Here is a 16,968-nt window from a genome sequence, read left to right on the forward strand (position 1 = left end):
AGAACGACCGCCCGGCGCGCCCCGGAGCCGGGCAAGCTGGGCGCATGGCTGAGATCGACGTCGTCCTCGGCGACATCACCGAACAACGCGTCGACGCGATCGTGAACGCGGCGAACGAGTCCCTGCTCGGCGGCGGCGGGGTCGACGGCGCGATCCACCGGGCGGCCGGGCCCGGGCTGGCCGAGGCGGGTGCCGCCATCGCCCCGTGCGCCCCGGGCGACGCCAAGGCGACACCCGCGTTCGACCTGGCCCCCGTGCGGCACGTGATCCACACCGTCGGCCCGGTGTGGGCGGGCGGCGGCCACGGCGAGGCCGACACGCTCGCCTCCTGCTACCGCCGCGCCCTGCTGGTCGCCGACGAACTCGGCGCCGACAGCATCGCCTTCCCCGCGATCGCCACCGGCGTCTACGGCTTCCCCACCGCCCAAGCGGCCCGGATCGCCGTCGCCACGGTCCGCGCCACCCCGACCAACGCCACCCGGATCACCTTCGTCGCCTTCGACGAGGACACCCACGCGGCACTCACGGCCGCTCTCGATGGCTAGCCCTGGAACCGACCCGGGGGTCAGCGCAGGTCTGGCAGGGATTGCCCGGTGTTCCACGAGCCAGAACGGGTAGCTTGCCTCAATACGGAATAAGGATCGCGGCCTCGACTCATGCAATGGATGTAGTGACCGATCCATCTCCAAGTAGCTGTACAGCTCGTTCCCGCTTCATGGTCTGCGCCTCACACGGGGCGTAATCAGTGGCAAGGCCACTCTCGTGACGTCGTCTCACCAGGCCCGCAGGAGCAACGACTAGCCTGGAGTCCGTGCCAGCCGTTGTCTCCTCATTCAAGGTCGGGCCATACCCGGTGAGTCCGCCGGTGGTGCTGGCGCCGATGGCTGGCATCACGAACGTGGCGTTCCGGCAGCTCTGCCGGGAGTTCGGCAGCGCCACCTCGCTGTACGTGTGCGAGATGGTCACTGCCCGCGCCATCGTCGAGCGGGACTCCAAGACGCTGGAGATGATGACCTTTGGCGCGGATGAGCACCCGCGGTCGTTGCAGCTCTACAGCGTGGACCCGAAGAACGTCACCGACGCGGTCAGGATCATTGCCGCCGAGGGGATGGCCGACCACCTGGACATGAACTTCGGCTGCCCGGTGCCCAAGGTGACCCGCAAGGGCGGCGGCGCGGCACTGCCCTACAAGCGGCGGCTGTTCGCCCAGATCGTCCGGGCTGCCGTCGAGGCGGCGGCGCCTGCCGGGATCCCGGTGACGGTCAAGTTCCGGGTCGGCATCGACGAGGAGCACCACACCTACCTGGACGCGGGGCGGATCGCCGAGGCGGAGGGTGCGGTCGCGGTCGCGCTGCACGCCAGGACAGCGGCGCAGCGGTACTCGGGGCAGGCGGACTGGTCGCGGATCGCGCGGCTCAAAGAAGCGGTCACGACCATCCCGGTGTTGGGCAACGGCGACATCTTCAGCGCAGAAGACGCAGTGAAAATGGTGCGCGAGACCGGCTGCGACGGTGTCGTAGTGGGTCGGGGGTGCCTGGGCAGGCCGTGGCTGTTCCGGGAGCTGCACGCCGCGTTGACCGGGCAGCCCGTCCCAGCCGGACCGTCGCTAGGCGAGGTCGGGGCGATCCTGCACCGGCACGCCATCTTGATGGTCGACCACATCGGCGAGGACAAGGGCGTGCGCGACCTGCGCAAACACATGGCCTGGTACCTGCGCGGCTTCCCTATAGGCGCAGACCTGCGCAAGGCGTTTGGGCTGGTGTCGACGCTCGCCGAGCTAGAGGACCTGATCGGCAAGCTCGACCACGACGCCCCTTACCCCGCCGAGGCTGAAGGCCCGCGTGGACGCCAGGGGTCGCCGGGGCGGGTGGTCCTACCGGAGGGGTGGCTGGACGACCCGGAGGATGCCGCTGTGCCGGACGGTGCCGAGCTGATGCACTCGGGGGGCTGATGCGCGCGCTACCGGGTGTCCTGCTCGTGCTGCTCGCCGTGGCCGGGTGCGCCAACGCCATCCAGGGCACGCCGGTGCCCGCGGCCGCCGCCGCCCCGAACCGCGAGCTGGTCGACCGCTACTTCACCGACCTGAACGAGGCCGGGAAGGAGGGGTACAGCGCGCAGCGGGACTTCCTGCGCCGCACCCAGCACCCCGACTTCACCGCCGACTGCGACCTGGGCGGCCTGACGCTGCGGATCGAGCCAGCGCTGTCCACCCTGCGCGCCGACCCGAAGTGGAAGCCGGAGAAGTCGACCAAGCACCCGCGCGGGGACGTCTACGTGGTGGGCGTGTCGGTGCGGATCCGGCGCGACAGCGCGACCCTGGCCGAGCAGATCGGGTCCCAGCGGGTCGTGGTCCTCGACGGCAAGACCTACGGCTTCACTCCCTGCCCGACCAGGTGACTCCGATCGGGTGACATCGGCCGTGCGCGGATCGCGACCGACCTGGGCAACAGTCACTTGTTTGGAGCAGTGTGGCGTCCACCAGTAGGGGGAATTCCTGCGTCCATGCGTCCCGGTCGCTCAAGCGCGGCGTCAATCCGGACGACACACACGTACGTAGGGAGGTGACCGCCGTGGCCGTTCTGGGACGAGGCGTCGCGAAGCCCGACCCCGACCAGCGGGACAGCCCGTGGCGGGACCACCGGGTCAGCGAACCGACCGTTCCGCTGCGCCACCCCGCGATCACCGAACGCGGGGAGAACCCCGAGGACCCGCCCGCGGACACGGCCAACCTGGTCAGCCTGCACGAGTCCATCGCGGCCCTGCTCGCCTCCCGGGGCCAGTACCGGCAGGCCTACCAGCACCTGCGCTCGGCGCTGGACCTCATGTCGGAGATGAGCGCGCCCCCGCAGATCCCCGAGCAGTTCCGCCGCGAGGTCGACCGGCTGCGCCGCGAGCACGCCGAGGCGCACGAACAGAGCATCCGCGACAGCCTCACCGCCAGCTACAACCGCCGCTACCTGGACCAGCGCCTGGTCGACCTGGTCGCCGAGCAGGGCACCGCGGACGGGCTCGGCGTGGCGCTGGTGGACCTCGACTGGTTCAAGCAGGTCAACGACACCTTCGGCCACCTGGTCGGCGACCGGGTGCTGCAGCGGGTGGTCGAACTGCTGCAGGACGGCCTCCCGGAGGGCGGCTTCTGCGCGCGCTACGGCGGCGAGGAGTTCGTGCTGGTGCTGCCGGGCGTCGACAGGGCGACCGCGGTCGACATCGCCGAGGCGGCGCGGGGGCGGGTGGAGCGGTACCCGTGGTCGAGCCTGGTGCTGGGCCTGCGCGTCACGGTGAGCATCGGACTGGCACACGAACCGGCCATCCGAGTGGCGGACAACACACCGGCCGCTCCGGAGCGTCAACTGCGCGAGGCGGACGCGTTGCTCTACACCGCGAAGCAGTCCGGGCGCAACGCCGTCGCATACCTGCTGGAAGGGACCGCTCACCTGGCCGGAGCGGCGGCGGGGCGGCGCGCGATCGCGACACCGAGGGCCTCTGCACGATAAGTACCTCGCCCGACCGGGGTTACCCTGATCGGGCTAGAGCCGTGCGCGGAACTCCGTACTGATAGTGAACGAAACCCGGTCTGCCATCGTCATGAGGGACAGCCATCCGTACTATCGCTCCCGCAGCGTGACACGATCGGGTAAGCAACCGAACGCGGCACAGCAACGTGTTGATAACCAACCGACAACGGTTCGCGCACTGCGGAGCCTCTCGAATGGAAGGAGCACGGGTGTCCGACGACCACGACCGCGCCCCGGGCTCCTCGACCGGTGGCAAGCGCCGGGCCCCGGAACCGGCCGAGCAGCCCCGACGCAGGCGCCGGTCGATGGAGGGCGCGGGCGGGGTCAGCGTTTCCGACCTGGTCGAGCGGCACAGCGGCTCCCGGTCGAACCTGATGCCGATACCCGAGGCGGACGAGCCGGACGAGGTACCGAGACACCAGGGCGGCCGCCGAGCCGCCCCGGAGCCGCCCTCCCGGCACGCCGCCGAGCCGCCCGCGGGCCGCGAGGTGCCGGACGTGCACCGCAACGTGATCAGCACGGGCGGCCGCCGCAGCGCCCCGGAACTCCCGCCGGAACCGCCCCGCCAGCCAGAGCCACCCCGCCAGGCAGAGCCCGTCCGCCAGGCTGAGCCGCCCGCGCGGCGCAGCAGGACCGCCACGCACGCGGTCCCCGCCGACGTCCTCGCCCAGTCCACCGGCCAGCCCGTCGACCGCCCCACGCGCGCGGTCCGGGACGAGGACGAGCGCCCCAAGTCGGTCGTCGACCTGCTCGGGCCCGACGCGACCACCGGCAAGCGCGCCAAGAAGGAAACCTTCGCCGAATCGGCCAGCCGCGGTCGCGCGGACGCCAAGCGGACGCTGCCCGGCAACCCGCCGCCGCCCCCGGCCCGGCACACCGAAGAACCCCCGGCGGGTCGCCGCGCCCGCCCGGAGCCCGAGCCGACCGGTAGGCGCGCCCGGCCCGAGCCCCCAGCCGCGCCGGAGCCCCCGCGTTCCGAGCCCGCCGCGCTGAGCGAGCCGACCCGGTCCGAGCGGTTCGACAACCGCCGCCCCGCGCTCAGCGAACCGACCCGCTCGGAGCCGCAACGGCGTCCGGCCGCGTTAAGCGAGCCGACCCGGTCCGAACCCCGGCGTGGCCCGGCTCGGCCGTCCGGCACCCCGGACTTCCCGCTCGACGACCGGGGTGGCCGCCGCGCACTGCCCGAGGCCGTGCCGCCGTTCTCGGAGAACCGGCCGCCGTCCCCCGGCCGCCGCGGCCCGCAGGACCGCCCGTTCACCCCTGCGGGCGAGGCACCCCGCCCGCCCGCGCCGGGCCGCCCCCGGCACCCGGGTGACGCGGACGTCGACCACCCGCTTGAGGCGCCGCGCGGGACGGGCTCGCAGCCCGCACCCGGCCGCACCCCGCCGCCCGGGCCAACCGGACCGACCGGGCAGCACCCGGCACCCGGCCGCCGCCCCGAGCCCGGCCGCCCGGGCGCGCAGTCGCTGCCCAACCGCCGTCCCGACGGCCTCGGCCCGGGGCCCCGCCCGGAGCCGGGTCGCACCGGCGCGCACCCGGTCCCGGAGCACCTCAACGGGCACGGCCCGGTCGAGCCCCGCCAACCGGAGCAGAACCGGCGCCCCGACCACACCGGCGCCCACCCGGTCCCGGACCACGCCAACGGCAACCGGCGGCCCGACCACACGGGTGCCCACCCGATCCCGGAGCACCTCAACGGCCGCGGCCCGGTCGAGCCGCACGCCAACGGCAACCGGCGACCCGAGCCCGGCCACACCGGCGCGCACCCCGTACCGGAGCACCTCAACGGCCGCGGCCCAGTGGAACCGCACGTCAACGGCAACCGCCCGCCCGAGCAGAACCGGCGCCCCGACCACACCGGCGCCCACCCGATCCCGCCGGAGCACGCGAACGGCAACCGCCGCCCGGAGCCCGGTCGCACCGGCGCGCACCCCATCCCGCCCGAGGCCAACCGGCAGCCCAACCAGGGGCCGCTCTACGCGCCCCAGGGCACCGGCGGCCACCCGCACCCGGGACCGCCGCGCCGCCCGGAGCAGCAGGTGGACGGCCAGCACGGCACCGGGTCGCACCCCATCCCCGGCGGACCGCGGCGCCCCGAGCAGGACCACGGGCTCGGCACCGGGTCGCACCCGATCCCCGGCGGACCGCGGCGCCCGGACCAGGACCTGGGTACCGGGTCGCACCCGCACCCGCAGCGGACCGGCGCGCACCCCCTGCCCGGCCGCGGTGAGGCGAGCGGCGCGCACCCGGTCGTCACCGAGCCGGGCCGGGAGAAGCCGAGGATCCCCAGCCAGCAGCCGCCGGGGCAGTCATCGATGCCGCCCCTGCCCGCGCCCGAGGGGAAGCTGACCCCGCCGCCGAACGTGTCGCAGCAGGAACTGGTCGGGCTCACCACCGAGATGGAGCCGATCGGCGAGGCCGTGCAGAAGCGGCGGCGGGTCGACCAGACCCTGGCCCGCTTCTCCAAGGTGCACGACGAGATGCGCGCCGAGGAGAAGGCCAAGAAGTCCAAGCGGCTCAAGACCCCGTGGGGTTCGGACGCGGCCGAACTGGACGAGAAGCTCGACGAACTGGCCGCGATGCCCGCGGAGCCAACGGTTGTCGTCGCCGCGATCGCGCAGGACGACGGCGACGACATCGACGGCGGCCGAGGCCGGGGCAGCCGGGACGATGACGGTGGCGACGGCGGGGACGACGACCCCAAGCCCAAGCGCGGCCGGTGGTCGTTGCTGGCCAAGGTGTTCTCCGGGTCCGCCGCGGTCGTGGTGTTCGCCGCGACCGGGGTCGGTTGGGGCATCAAGGAATGGGCCAACAACAACATCGAGCAGGTCCGCGCGCTCGACCCGGGTTCGGCGGCCATCCAGAACGCCGAGGGCCAGCGCGGCGACGAGAACTTCCTGCTGGTCGGTTCGGACACCCGCGAGGGCGCCGAGGCCGAGGACGGGGTCGGCAACGCGAACGCGGTGCCCGGCGCCCGCTCGGACACGGTGATGATCGCGCACGTCCCCGCCGACCGCAGCCGCGTGGTGATCGTGTCCTTCCCGCGCGACCTGGAGATCAACCGGCCGGACTGCGAGCGGTTCGACCCCAAGGCGGCCAAGTACACCGGCGAGCACTCCCAGCCGCAGAAGAACACCAAGATGAACACCGCCTACGAGGTCGGCGGACCGCTGTGCGTGACCAAGGTGGTGCAGGAGATCTCCGGCCTGCAGATCACCCGGTTCGTCGGCATCGACTTCAACGGCTTCCGCGGCATGGTCGACGCGGTGGACGGGGTCAACGTCTGCGTCGAGAAGCCGATGTTCGACACCACGCTCAACAAGTGGATAGTCAAGGACGCGGGCACCGAGGTGCTGCTGCACGGCGAGCAGGCGCTGGACTTCGTGCGCGCCAGGCACGTGCGCGGCGACCCGACCTCGGACTACGGGCGGATCAAGCGCCAGCAGCGGTTCCTGTCCTCCTTGCTGCGCAAGGCGATGTCGGGCCAGGTGCTGCTCGACCCGTCGAAGCTGACCTCCTTCACCGGCGAGGTCGCCAAGTCCACCTTCGGCGACAACATCGAAGTCGACTCGCTGATGCGGCTCGGCCAGTCGCTGCAGAGCCTGGAGGCGGGCCGGGTCACCTTCGTGACCGTGCCGACCGTCGGCATGCCGAACTCGCGCAACAACGAGGTGCTGCGCAAGGACGACGCCGACCGGCTGTTCCGGGCGATCATCAACAAGGAGGCGCTGCCCGGCGAGGCACCGCCGCCGCCAGCGGGCACCGACGCGCAGCAGCAGGCGGCGCCGATCCGCGAGGCGGTCGACCCGAAGACGCTGAAGATCCAGGTGCTCAACGGCGGCAACGCGACCGGCGGCATCGCCCGGCGCACCGCGGAGAAGCTGGAGGCCTTCGGTTTCACCGTGGTGCAGGTCAACCCGACCGCCGCGGTGCCGAGGACCGTTGTCCGCTACGGGAAGGGCCACGAGGCGGCCGCGCAGGCGCTGGTCTCCGCCGTCCCCGGCGCTCAACTGCAAGAAGACCCGTCGATGTCCGCGGCGCTGGTGCTGGTGCTCGGTCCCGAGTTCACCGGCCAGATCGTCGCCCCCGGTTCGCCGGGGACCGCGCCGGTGCCGGACCCGAAGCCGCTGCCCGGCCTGTCCACCGTCAACGGCTCGGATGTGACCTGCGCCTAGTCGCAGTCCGTTCACCTCGGGTTCATCCGTGGATGGCGCGTCCCCGCCACCCGGCATCTAGGCTGTGCGCATGCGTGAGGCCTACCATCTCGAACTCGGTCAGCTCGCCGTCAAGCTCGCGGGCATGTGCTCCCAGGTCGCCGAGGCGATGGAGCTCGCGACCCGTGCGCTGCTCGACGCGAACCTGAGCATCGCCGAACAGGTGATCAGCGGCGACGAGGCGATCGACAACGCCCGCTCGGAGTGCGAGGAGCAGGCGTACGCGCTGCTCGCGCTCCAGGCGCCGGTCGCCACCGACCTGCGCACCGTGCTCGCCGCCATCCACGCCGCGGAAAGCCTGGAACGGATGGGCGACCTCGCCCTGCACGTCGCCAAGGCCGCCCGGCGGCGCCACCCGGCCCCCGTGCTGCCCGAGCAGGTGCACGGCTACTTCGCCGAGATGGGCCGCATCGCGGTCGCCTTGGCGCGCAAGGCAGAAGAGGTCATCCACAGCCGCGACGTCGCGGCCGCCCGCGCCATCGAGGACGCCGATGACGAGATGGACGACCTGCACCGGCACCTGTTCACGCTCATCATGAACAAGGAGTGGGACCACGGCGTCGCCTCCGCGGTCGACGTGACGCTGCTCGGCCGCTTCTACGAGCGCTACGCCGACCACGCCGTCTCGGTCGCCAAGCGCGTCGTGTTCGTGGTCACCGGCCGGATGCCGGGCACCACCAGCGGCGACGACCTGTAACCCGATCCCCCGTACGTCGCGGCCGCGCCACCTCCGGGTGGGGCGGCCGCTCGCTTTATCGCCTGGGCGTTGCCGCGGTGATGAGCTCGTCGAGCTGGCGGGTGAGCCTGCCCGCGTCCGCCGGGGAGTAGGTCGCCCGGATCGCGCCGTCGGGCTGCGGTCGGCTCACCGACAGGTAGCGGCCGGACTCGGTGTCGACCCACCCGACCGTGCCAGCGTCGACCTCCCTGCCGTGCCTGCCCCGGCCGCTGATCGAGAAGAACCCGTAGCCGGTGCGCGGGCGCTCCAGCATGGTCGCCGCCAACCGCAGCTGCGTGTCCGAAGTGGACCTCGGGGCGCGGACCGGCTGCACGTAACCGTCTTGCCGCGCGGCGGGCGCCTCGGTCACCATGACCGACTGGCCGGGTCCGGCGGCCGACTTGGGCAGCAGGTCGACCAGCGCGCGGCCGACCGAGCCGGGCGACATCAGCTCGAAGCGGATCATCTGTCCTTCTTGGACCACCAGAACCGCTGTCGTGCCAACGACCGCGGCCCGCGCCCTGATTGGACGGTCTTTGTCGACGGTGCCCATCACGCCGACACCGACGTCGTACTCGCACGCGGTCCGCAGCGCGGACTCGACATCCGGGTCGACCTGGTCGCGACCGATGAGTCCACGACCGTAGAGGTCGGCGAACACGGCCTTCGCGATGCGGTCGCGGTCCTCGGCGAGCCTGCCGAAACTGGGCACCTCGAGGGGGAACAGCCGCGGGTTGACGCCCAGCACCTGGCTGAGCGTGTCGACCGCGGCCAGGGACAGCGTGAACGAGGTTGGCATCTAGCGCTATCCGCCGATCACTGGTGGGGCGGTCATCTCGTCGGTGCCGAACACGTCGTCGGGGTCCGCCTCGACCAGGTACGACGGGCGGGTGTGCTCCTCGTCCTCGCCGCCCTGCCCGCGTCCGCCGCCACCCATGCCGCCCATCCCCATGCCCGCGCCACCGCGGCCCGCTCCCGCCGCGCCACCACGTCCGAGCGCGGCCTGCTCCGCGGCGAGCGCACCCGCGCCCGCACCCATGCCGGGGCCGAGAGCGCCAGTTCGGGAGCCGAAACCGCCGGTTCCCGCGCCGCCACCGCCACCAGCACCGCCGCCGAACCCGCCGCCACCGCCGATACCGCGTCCGCCCGCGCCGCCGGGACCGCGCCGGGCGATGTCGTCACCGCCGCCGAACGGTCCGCCGCCACCGGGGAGCGGGGCGAAGCCGCCGGGCAGGCCGGGGTTCGGGTTCGGGCCGGGGTTGGGGTTCGGGTTGGTGATCGGCGGCCGGGTGCCGGGGCCGCCAGGGCCACCGGGGTCACCCAGGTTCCAGCCACCGGGGGTCGTGCTGCCGCCGCCCGGGTTGGTGCCACCGCCCGGGTTCGTGTTGCCACCCCCGCCGGGCTGGAAGGTGCCGCCGCCGGGGGGCTGGGTGTAGCCGCCGTTGCCGTTGCCACCGCCGCCGGGACCACCGATCGAACTGGTGCCGGTGCGGTCGTCACCGCCGCCGACGTTGACGTCCTTGCCGGACGGGTCGTTGACGCCCTTGCCGTCGTCGGCGGTCTTGGGGTCGTCGCCAGCGGACTCGCTCATCGTGGGCGGGGCGGCGAAGGTGGGCATGGTGGAGGAGCTGCCCAGGGAGCTGTCGTAGGAGGTGACCACCCTGGCGGCCTCGGCCTGCGCGTTCTGGCTCTCCCGGTAGTCGTTCATGTACATCGCCGACTTGCGGACCAGGTCGACCGGGTTCGTCGTCGTCATCAGGTCCCGACTGGCCGCGCTCGCGTCGAACGGCACCTCGTCGGGCATCGAGTTCTTCGCGTCCGCCAGCGCCGTGGACTGCATCCCGGCCTGGGTCCCCGCCAACTGCGCGCTCTGCCCCGCGGTCCCGACCCAGTTCCCCACCTCGGCCATGAACCCCCGCGCCGAGTCCCCCGCCTCGCCCTGCCAATCCGCCTCGGAGTCGTTGATGGCGGCGGCGACCTCGGTCTGGAACTTGGTCATCGCGTTGCCCGCGTTCAGGTACAGCTCACCCATCTCACCGACCTGGTCCGGGTCGACGCTCTGCGTGACCATCGGCTTGAGCTCGCTGTGCGCCACACTGGCGTAGTTGGTGCACAACATCCCCGGCGGCTGCCGGGTCTCCAACCCGGCCGCCAACTCCCGGGCCTGCGCCGACATGTCCTGGTTGTACTGCTGCTCGACCTCGCTGTTACGGGTGAACCGCCGCCACACCTGCCACCACGGCGCGTCGTCGATGTCCTGGTCGACCTGCTGCTCGGCCCGGTCGTGCACATCGGCACTGCTGTCGGAGGTGCCCTTGCGATCGATGTAGACATCGCTACTGCGGTCGTAAGTCGCGTCGTACCCGGCCGCGTTCGGGTTGTAGCTCGGGCTGCTCGGATCCGAGACAGCAACCGTCCCCTGATCCCCCCGATGCGGCGTGTACGCCGTCCGCGCCTGACCAGGCATCTCTTACCTCCCAGCTACCGCAGGGCAATTCAGGTCCACAGCTTCGGAGCAGGCATCCTGCTCGCCCCACCGCGTCAAGGCAACTCAGCTTCCACAAGCTTCGCGGCCTCCAGGACGGGCACGCACAACTTCTGCGCGTCGCCACCAGAGGCCTGCACATCCACCCGCGACTTCGCGGTCAACTCCAACGAGATCGCACACACGGCGCCCGGTCCGGTCGACTGCGCGGCATTCCGCGAGCCGACCTTGATCCGTTGAACCGGACCGTCCGCCGTGATGTCGTCGAGCCCCACGCGGTCCAGAACGACAACGCCCAAGATGTAGCTGTCGGCGATGCTCCCCTTGTCGACGCGCCACCGGCACGACTCGAACCCGCCGATCGTCTCCTTGGTCGGCGAGCCCGTGGCCCCCACCGCGCTTGCCGCAGCCGGGGTCAGCAGCTCACAGGGTTTGAGCGAGTCGGCGGGCGAAGCGCTGGAGGTGGTCGGCTTAGTCGGCTTGGTCGTGTCCGAGCCGGGCGCCTCGGTCGTCGTCCCACCGCCCCCACCGCTGGGGGTCGGGCTCCCGACCTGCTCGCTGGTACATGCGGCGGCGAGCGCCAGTGTCATCACCGGAACAAGCCACAACGAACGCCTCACTGGTCCCCCAAGCCCCTTTCGGCCACTCACATTCAGTACTTGCCCGCGTTGCCGTCATCGGTGGCCCGGTAATTGGCCATCGCTTGCGTGATGCCTTCCTCGGCCTTCACCAGCGACTTGCGGAACTCGTCCAGCTGGGTGAGGAACCCCCGCTCATCGGTGGCGACCTGGTGCATGAAGGGCTTCATGGCCTCGGCGTTGTTAGAACTGCCCAGCGAGGGCACCTGCGCCAGGATGCGCAGTCGGAAGCTCTCCGTGTCGACCCACACGGCCATGTTGCGGATGGCGGCCAAGAGGGCTTCGCCGCCGCGTTCGTTGACCGCGAAACGGCCGGAGGCGGCGCCGCCCGCGAAGTCGTTCATGGCGCGGCCGATAGCGCTGAGCGGGGCGCTCGGCCCTTCATCGATGTACATGGCTGCCCCCGAGGACCGTCTGGACTCCGTGGGCACGGTACCAACTACCCACGGGGTGCGTCCTGCTTGTGACGCATCCGGGCCGGGTGACGTTCCCCCAGGCAGGGCGGTTCGACCCGCCTGGTCCCCCTCTGGGCAGTTCGGGTTCCGCGAGCTTCGCCACCCGCAGAGCGCGCGGCCTGGACGTCAGCCCAGGACTCGAGGGAGGTCGCGCGGATCCGTCAAGGCAGGGCGGGTTCGACCTGCTTGGCGGCTTCCAGGGCGGGGCCGCACAGGGCTTCGGGGTCTTCGCCTGCTGCTTGGATGTCGACGCGGGAGGAGGGGGTGATTTCGAGGCTGAGGGCGCAGCCCGCGGCGCCTCGGGTGAAGTAACGGGCGGCGTCGTGGTCGCCGACGTTGAGGTATTCGATTTCTTTGTCTGTCTTGATGTCCGAGATACCGGTGGTTTCGTAGATGACCACGGCGATGGTGTAGCTCTCGGCGACGGTGGACTTGTCCACGCGCCATTCGCACTGGCGGGACTTCGAGGTGCTGGTGGGCTTGGCGGGGCCGGTGATGCCGAGGGGCTTGAGCGCCGCGGCGGGGAGGAGTTCGCAGGGTTGGGCGGCCTTGAGGACGCGGGGGTCGGGCACCGGCCTGCGGTTGGACGACGTCGGACCCGTTGGCGCGCCCTGGGCCGGGACCGGGGTACCACCGGTCTGCGTCGAGCACGCGGCGCACAGCACCACGAGCAGAGCGGCCGGGACATGCCAAGGACGGCTCACTGATCTCCCCGTTGTCGATGGTGAGCGGACCCCGGCGAGCACGGTATCAATGCCACCGCCGCGGTGGTCGGGAGTCCCGGCAAGTCCCCCGTCCGGAGCAAGCACGAAGGGCCGGGCGCGCACCGCGCCCGGCCCCCCTGCACCACCGCCGATCAGCCGAAGCGGCCCGAGATGTAGTCCTCGGTCGCCTTCTGCGTCGGGTTGGAGAAGATGCGCTCGGTGTCGTCGAGCTCGATCAGCCGACCGGGCTGGCCGACGCCCGCGAGGTTGAAGAACGCGGTCTGGTCGCTGACCCGGGCGGCCTGCTGCATGTTGTGCGTCACGATCACGATCGTGTAGTCCTTCTTCAGCTCCTGGATCAGGTCCTCGATCGCCAGCGTGGAGATCGGGTCCAGGGCCGAGCACGGCTCGTCCATCAGCAGCACGTCCGGCTGCACGGCGATGGCGCGGGCGATGCACAGCCGCTGCTGCTGACCACCGGAGAGGCCGCCGCCGGGGCGGTTGAGGCGGTCCTTGACCTCGGCCCACAGGTTGGCGCCGCGCAGGGCCTGCTCGGCGACCTCGTCGAGCTTCTTGCCGCTGCGCTCACCGGCCAGCTTGAGCCCGGCGACGACGTTGTCGCGGATGGACATCGTCGGGAACGGGTTGGGGCGCTGGAACACCATGCCGATGGTGCGCCGCACGGACACCGGGTCGACGGTGGAGGCGTAGATGTCCTCGCCGTCGAGCAGCACCTTGCCCTCGGCGCGGGCGCCGGGGATCACCTCGTGCATCCGGTTGAGCGAGCGCAGCACGGTGGACTTGCCGCAACCCGAGGGACCGATGAACGCGGTCACGTTGCGCGGCGGAACCGCCAGCGACACCCCGTCGACGGCGTGGAACTTGCCGTAGAAGAGGTTGAGGTCCTTGACATCGATGCGCTTGGCCATTGTCCCGCCTACTTCGTCTTCAGAGAGGTCAGCCGCGAGATCAGCGATCCCAGCAGGTTGAACACGGTGATGATGAGGATCAGCGTGACCGCCGCGCCCCAGACCCTTGCCTCGCCGACCTCGTTGGTGGTCAACCGCTCCGAGGTCATCAGCAGCGGCAGCGACGCCATCGAGCCGCCGAACGGGTCGTAGTTGATGAACGTGGTGTAGCCGACCAGCACCAGCACCGGCGCGGTCTCGCCCATGACGCGGGCGATGGCCAGCGTGATGCCGGTGATGATGCCGGACATCGCGGTCGGGATGACGATCTTGACGATGGTCTTCCACTTGGGCACGCCGAGCGCGTAGGCGGCCTCGCGCAGCTCATCGGGGACGATCTTGAGCAGTTCCTCGGTGGTGCGCACGACGACCGGGATCATCAGCAGCACCAGGGCGAGCGACACCGCGAACGCGCTGCGCGGCATGCCGAGGGTGGTGATGCACAGCGCGTAGATGAACAGCGCGGCGACGATCGAGGGGACGCCGGAGAGGATGTCGACGGTGAAGGTCACGGCCTTGGCCAGCCGCGAGCGCTTGCCGTACTCGACCAGGTACACCGCGACCATGACCGCGATCGGGACCGCGATCACCGCGCAGATCAGGCCCTGCAGCAGGGTGCCGACGATCGCGTGGTAGACACCGCCGCCGAACTGGCGGGAGGTGAGGCCCGCCAACGACTTCTGCCACCAGTCGGCGTTGAGCACGTACTGGAAGCCCTTGGCGATGACGGTGATCAGCAACCACACCAGCGGCGCGAGGGCGAGCACGAAGGTCCCGGCGACCAGGATCGTGGCGAGCCGGTTCTTGAACCGGCGGGACGCGTTGATCTCCTGGAACGCGGGAGGCGCCGCGGGCCGGTTCAGGTCGGTCGCGGTGCTCATTCGTACTCCTTGTGGCCGGAGATGATGGACCGGGCGAACGCGTTGACCACGAAGGTGAGCACGAACAGCACCAGACCGGCCGCGATGTAGGCACCGGCACCGCGCGGGTCGTTGAACTCCTGCGCGGCGCGGGCGATCTTGGAGGCGATGGTGTCGCCGCCGTCGAAGAGGCTGAAGCCGAAGTGCGATGTGGTGGAGCTGAGGATGATCAGCACCGCGATGGTCTCGCCGAGCGCGCGGCCGAGGCCGAGCATCGAGGCGCTGATGTAGCCCGCGCGGCCGAAGGGCAGCACGGTGGTCCGCACGACCTCCCACTTGGTGGCGCCGAGCGCGAGCGCGCCCTCGATCTGCATCGGCGGGGTGCGGTCGAACACCTCGCGGCTGATCGCGGTGATGATCGGCAGCAGCATCACCGCGAGCACGATGCCCGCGGTGAAGATGGTCTGACCGATCGCCAGGTTGGAGGTGCCGGTGGCGAACAGCGGGATGAACCCGAGGTGCTCGTTGAGCCAGGTGCTGATCGGCGAGAGCGCGGGCGCCAGCACGTAGGCGCCCCACAGGCCGTAGATGATCGAGGGGACCGCGGCGAGCAGGTCGACCAGGTAGGCGAACGGCCTGGCCAACCGGCGCGGGGCGTACTGGGTGAGGAACAGCGCGATGCCCAGCGAGATGGGCATCGCGATGATCAGCGCGAACACCGCGCTGAACACGGTGACCAGCAGCAGGTCGAGCACGCCGAAGGCGAGCCCGCCCTGCGGGTCGGCGTCCCAGTCGCGGCCGAAGAGGAAGTTGGCCTGGTTGTCCGCGAGCGAGGGGATCGCCTGGATGAGCAGGAAGATCCCGATGAGCGCGATCATGGCGACGACGAAGACGCCGGAACCGACGGTCAACGCCTTGAAGATCTTGTCACCCGGACGGGTGATCACCTTGGGGGGTTGGACGGGGGACCCGCCAGAACCCTGCGGAGTGGAAATCGGTGCCTCCGGTGCGGTGTCGGGCGCCGCGCCGCCCCGGGGGCCCCTGGCTAAACCAGGGGCCCCGGGGCGTCCGACCGTGTCGGAATCGCTCATGTCGTCGTCGTTCTCGGCTCGCAGTGTGCCAGGTGGACTTACGCGATGGCCTTGATGGCGCCGAGCAGCTTGGCCTGGAACTCGTTGGGCAGCGGCACGTAGCCCGCCTCGGCCAGCGCACCCTGGCCGTCGGTGGCGGCCACGTTCAGGAACGCCTTGACGGCCTTGGTCGTGTCGGCGTCGTAGCCCTTGGAGCAGACGATCTCGTAGGTCGCGAGCACCAGCGGGTAGGCACCCGCGGTGTTGCTGGCGTAGAGCGAGTCCAGGTCGAGGACCAGGTCGTTGCCCTCGCCCTTCACCTTGGCGGACTTGATCGCCGCGGCAGCGCCCTCGGCGCCGAGCTCGACCGCGCCCGAGCCGCTGTCGAGCTTGGCGGCGGACAGCTTCTTGTCCTGGACGTAGGACCACTCGATGTAGCCGATGGTGCCGTCACCGGCGCCGATCGCGTCCGCGACACCAGCGGAGCCCTGGGCACCCTGGCCGACGCCGCCGTTGAACTTCTTGCCAGCGTCCTTGGTCCACGCGCCCTTGCCCGCGGCCTTCAGGTACTTCTGGAAGTTGTCGGTGGTGCCCGACTCGTCACCGCGGTAGATGACGGTGATGGCCTTGTCCGGCAGGGTGGCGCCGGAGTTGACCGCGGCGACCGCCGGGTCGTTCCACTTGGTGACCGCACCGCTGAAGATCTTGGCGGTGAGCTCGGGGGTCACGGTCAGGCTGGTGACGCCGTCGAGCTTGTAGGCGATGCCGACCGGGCCGAAGACCAGCGGCAGGTTCCACGCCGGGTTGCCCTGGCAGCGCTTGGCGGCGGCCTCGACCTCGCCCTTGTCCTTGTTCAGCGGCGAGTCCGAGCCGCCGATGTCGACGATGCCCGCGTTGAACTGCTTGACGCCCGCGCCCGAACCCGAGGGGGTGTAGGCCAACTGCTGGCCGGAGCACTTGGCGCCGTAGGCGGCGACGAAGGCCTCGATCGCGCCCTTCTGCGCGCTGGAACCCTCAGCGACGAGGCTCTTCTTGCCACCGCACTCGACCGGTGTCGTGGCGGTCGGCGCGGGAGCGGCGGTGTTGTTCGCGCCGGGGGTGGCGGTGTTGTTGTCGCTGCCGCACGCGGTCAGGGCGAGCGCCCCAGCCGCGATGAAGCCGAGCACGGTAGCCGGCCGCTTGCTGATCACGGTTAATTCCTCCAGGCAGGAGAGTTCTCAGGTCGCGACGTGACCCTACGTCCGCCGCCTCGCCGCGACGCTAGGCAGCACTAGTGGACGAATGCCCTTGGCGGGGTGAACGCACGGTGAACAGGCTCGTTTTTGTAACCGTTGCGAGATGTGC

Annotated in this window: 15 protein-coding genes; 6 read left to right on the forward strand and 9 right to left on the reverse strand. The window is 71.1% G+C overall.

The annotated features are described in order from the left end of the window. The first annotated feature begins 44 nt into the window (after positions 1 to 44). The 6 genes from LV75_RS27670 (at position 45) to phoU (ending at position 8,426) form a co-directional block, all read left to right on the forward strand. Positions 45 to 545, forward strand: coding sequence for an O-acetyl-ADP-ribose deacetylase (locus LV75_RS27670; protein ID WP_253890087.1), 501 nt, complete (start codon positions 45 to 47; stop codon positions 543 to 545). A gap of 257 nt (positions 546 to 802) precedes the next feature. Next, positions 803 to 1,951 (forward strand): tRNA dihydrouridine synthase DusB, encoded by a 1,149-nt coding sequence (gene dusB, locus LV75_RS27675; protein ID WP_253890422.1) that lies wholly within the window; start codon positions 803 to 805, stop codon positions 1,949 to 1,951. Further along, positions 1,951 to 2,397, forward strand: coding sequence for a hypothetical protein (locus LV75_RS27680; protein WP_253890089.1), 447 nt, complete (start codon positions 1,951 to 1,953; stop codon positions 2,395 to 2,397). Before dusB ends, LV75_RS27680 begins: the two co-directional genes overlap by 1 nt. 164 nt (positions 2,398 to 2,561) lie before the next feature. Continuing rightward, positions 2,562 to 3,494 carry a GGDEF domain-containing protein gene (locus LV75_RS27685; protein WP_372504245.1) on the forward strand — a complete coding sequence of 311 codons (933 nt, stop codon included), beginning with the start codon at positions 2,562 to 2,564 and terminating at the stop codon, positions 3,492 to 3,494. Between the two features lie 230 nt (positions 3,495 to 3,724). Continuing rightward, positions 3,725 to 7,690 (forward strand): LCP family protein, encoded by a 3,966-nt coding sequence (locus LV75_RS35665; RefSeq protein WP_308211054.1) that lies wholly within the window; start codon positions 3,725 to 3,727, stop codon positions 7,688 to 7,690. A gap of 70 nt (positions 7,691 to 7,760) precedes the next feature. Further along, a complete protein-coding gene (gene phoU / locus LV75_RS27695; protein ID WP_253890091.1) occupies positions 7,761 to 8,426 on the forward strand; it encodes a phosphate signaling complex protein PhoU in 666 nt (221 codons plus the stop codon). Positions 8,427 to 8,481: 55 nt separating this feature from the next. Here phoU and LV75_RS27700 read toward each other — a convergent pair whose 3' ends face one another. From LV75_RS27700 to pstS, 9 genes are all read right to left on the reverse strand, one after another. Continuing rightward, positions 8,482 to 9,243: an ESX secretion-associated protein EspG gene (locus LV75_RS27700; protein ID WP_253890093.1), complete on the reverse strand. Its 762-nt coding sequence runs from the start codon at positions 9,241 to 9,243 to the stop codon at positions 8,482 to 8,484. A gap of 6 nt (positions 9,244 to 9,249) precedes the next feature. Further along, positions 9,250 to 10,911, reverse strand: coding sequence for a hypothetical protein (locus tag LV75_RS27705; RefSeq protein ID WP_253890095.1), 1,662 nt, complete (start codon positions 10,909 to 10,911; stop codon positions 9,250 to 9,252). A 74-nt stretch (positions 10,912 to 10,985) separates the two neighbouring features. After that, entirely contained in the window at positions 10,986 to 11,519 is a 534-nt protein-coding gene (locus LV75_RS27710) for a DUF3558 family protein (RefSeq protein WP_253890097.1), read from the reverse strand. Positions 11,520 to 11,581: 62 nt separating this feature from the next. Next, complete coding sequence (locus tag LV75_RS27715) at positions 11,582 to 11,962, reverse strand: hypothetical protein (protein WP_253890099.1); 381 nt, start codon at positions 11,960 to 11,962, stop codon at positions 11,582 to 11,584. Between the two features lie 221 nt (positions 11,963 to 12,183). Continuing rightward, positions 12,184 to 12,726 (reverse strand): DUF3558 domain-containing protein, encoded by a 543-nt coding sequence (locus LV75_RS27720; RefSeq protein ID WP_253890100.1) that lies wholly within the window; start codon positions 12,724 to 12,726, stop codon positions 12,184 to 12,186. 152 nt (positions 12,727 to 12,878) lie between these two features. After that, positions 12,879 to 13,655: a phosphate ABC transporter ATP-binding protein PstB gene (gene pstB, locus LV75_RS27725; protein WP_253890103.1), complete on the reverse strand. Its 777-nt coding sequence runs from the start codon at positions 13,653 to 13,655 to the stop codon at positions 12,879 to 12,881. Between the two features lie 8 nt (positions 13,656 to 13,663). Beyond that, positions 13,664 to 14,575, reverse strand: a complete 912-nt coding sequence (gene pstA, locus LV75_RS27730) for a phosphate ABC transporter permease PstA (protein WP_253890105.1) — start codon at positions 14,573 to 14,575, stop codon at positions 13,664 to 13,666. After that, entirely contained in the window at positions 14,572 to 15,501 is a 930-nt protein-coding gene (gene pstC, locus LV75_RS27735) for a phosphate ABC transporter permease subunit PstC (RefSeq protein WP_253890107.1), read from the reverse strand. Before pstC ends, pstA begins: the two co-directional genes overlap by 4 nt. Positions 15,502 to 15,683: 182 nt before the next feature. Then, complete coding sequence (gene pstS / locus LV75_RS27740; protein ID WP_253890109.1) at positions 15,684 to 16,814, reverse strand: phosphate ABC transporter substrate-binding protein PstS; 1,131 nt, start codon at positions 16,812 to 16,814, stop codon at positions 15,684 to 15,686. Positions 16,815 to 16,968: the final 154 nt, after the last annotated feature.

It is taken from the genome of Actinokineospora diospyrosa, assembly GCF_024171925.1.
Lineage (GTDB): Bacteria > Actinomycetota > Actinomycetes > Mycobacteriales > Pseudonocardiaceae > Actinokineospora > Actinokineospora diospyrosa.

Bases quoted from the DNA above. Each gene is read 5' to 3' on its own strand.
- LV75_RS27670 (WP_253890087.1), top strand. From the start codon at position 45: ATGGCTGAGATCGACGTCGTCCTCGGCGACATCACCGAACAACGCGTC.
- LV75_RS27700 (WP_253890093.1), bottom strand. From the start codon at position 9,243: ATGCCAACCTCGTTCACGCTGTCCCTGGCCGCGGTCGACACGCTCAGC.
- pstB (WP_253890103.1), bottom strand. From the start codon at position 13,655: ATGGCCAAGCGCATCGATGTCAAGGACCTCAACCTCTTCTACGGCAAG.
- LV75_RS27705 (WP_253890095.1), bottom strand. From the start codon at position 10,911: ATGCCTGGTCAGGCGCGGACGGCGTACACGCCGCATCGGGGGGATCAG.
- LV75_RS27680 (WP_253890089.1), top strand. From the start codon at position 1,951: ATGCGCGCGCTACCGGGTGTCCTGCTCGTGCTGCTCGCCGTGGCCGGG.
- pstA (WP_253890105.1), bottom strand. From the start codon at position 14,575: ATGAGCACCGCGACCGACCTGAACCGGCCCGCGGCGCCTCCCGCGTTC.
- LV75_RS27715 (WP_253890099.1), bottom strand. From the start codon at position 11,962: ATGTACATCGATGAAGGGCCGAGCGCCCCGCTCAGCGCTATCGGCCGC.
- LV75_RS27710 (WP_253890097.1), bottom strand. From the start codon at position 11,519: ATGACACTGGCGCTCGCCGCCGCATGTACCAGCGAGCAGGTCGGGAGC.
- phoU (WP_253890091.1), top strand. From the start codon at position 7,761: ATGCGTGAGGCCTACCATCTCGAACTCGGTCAGCTCGCCGTCAAGCTC.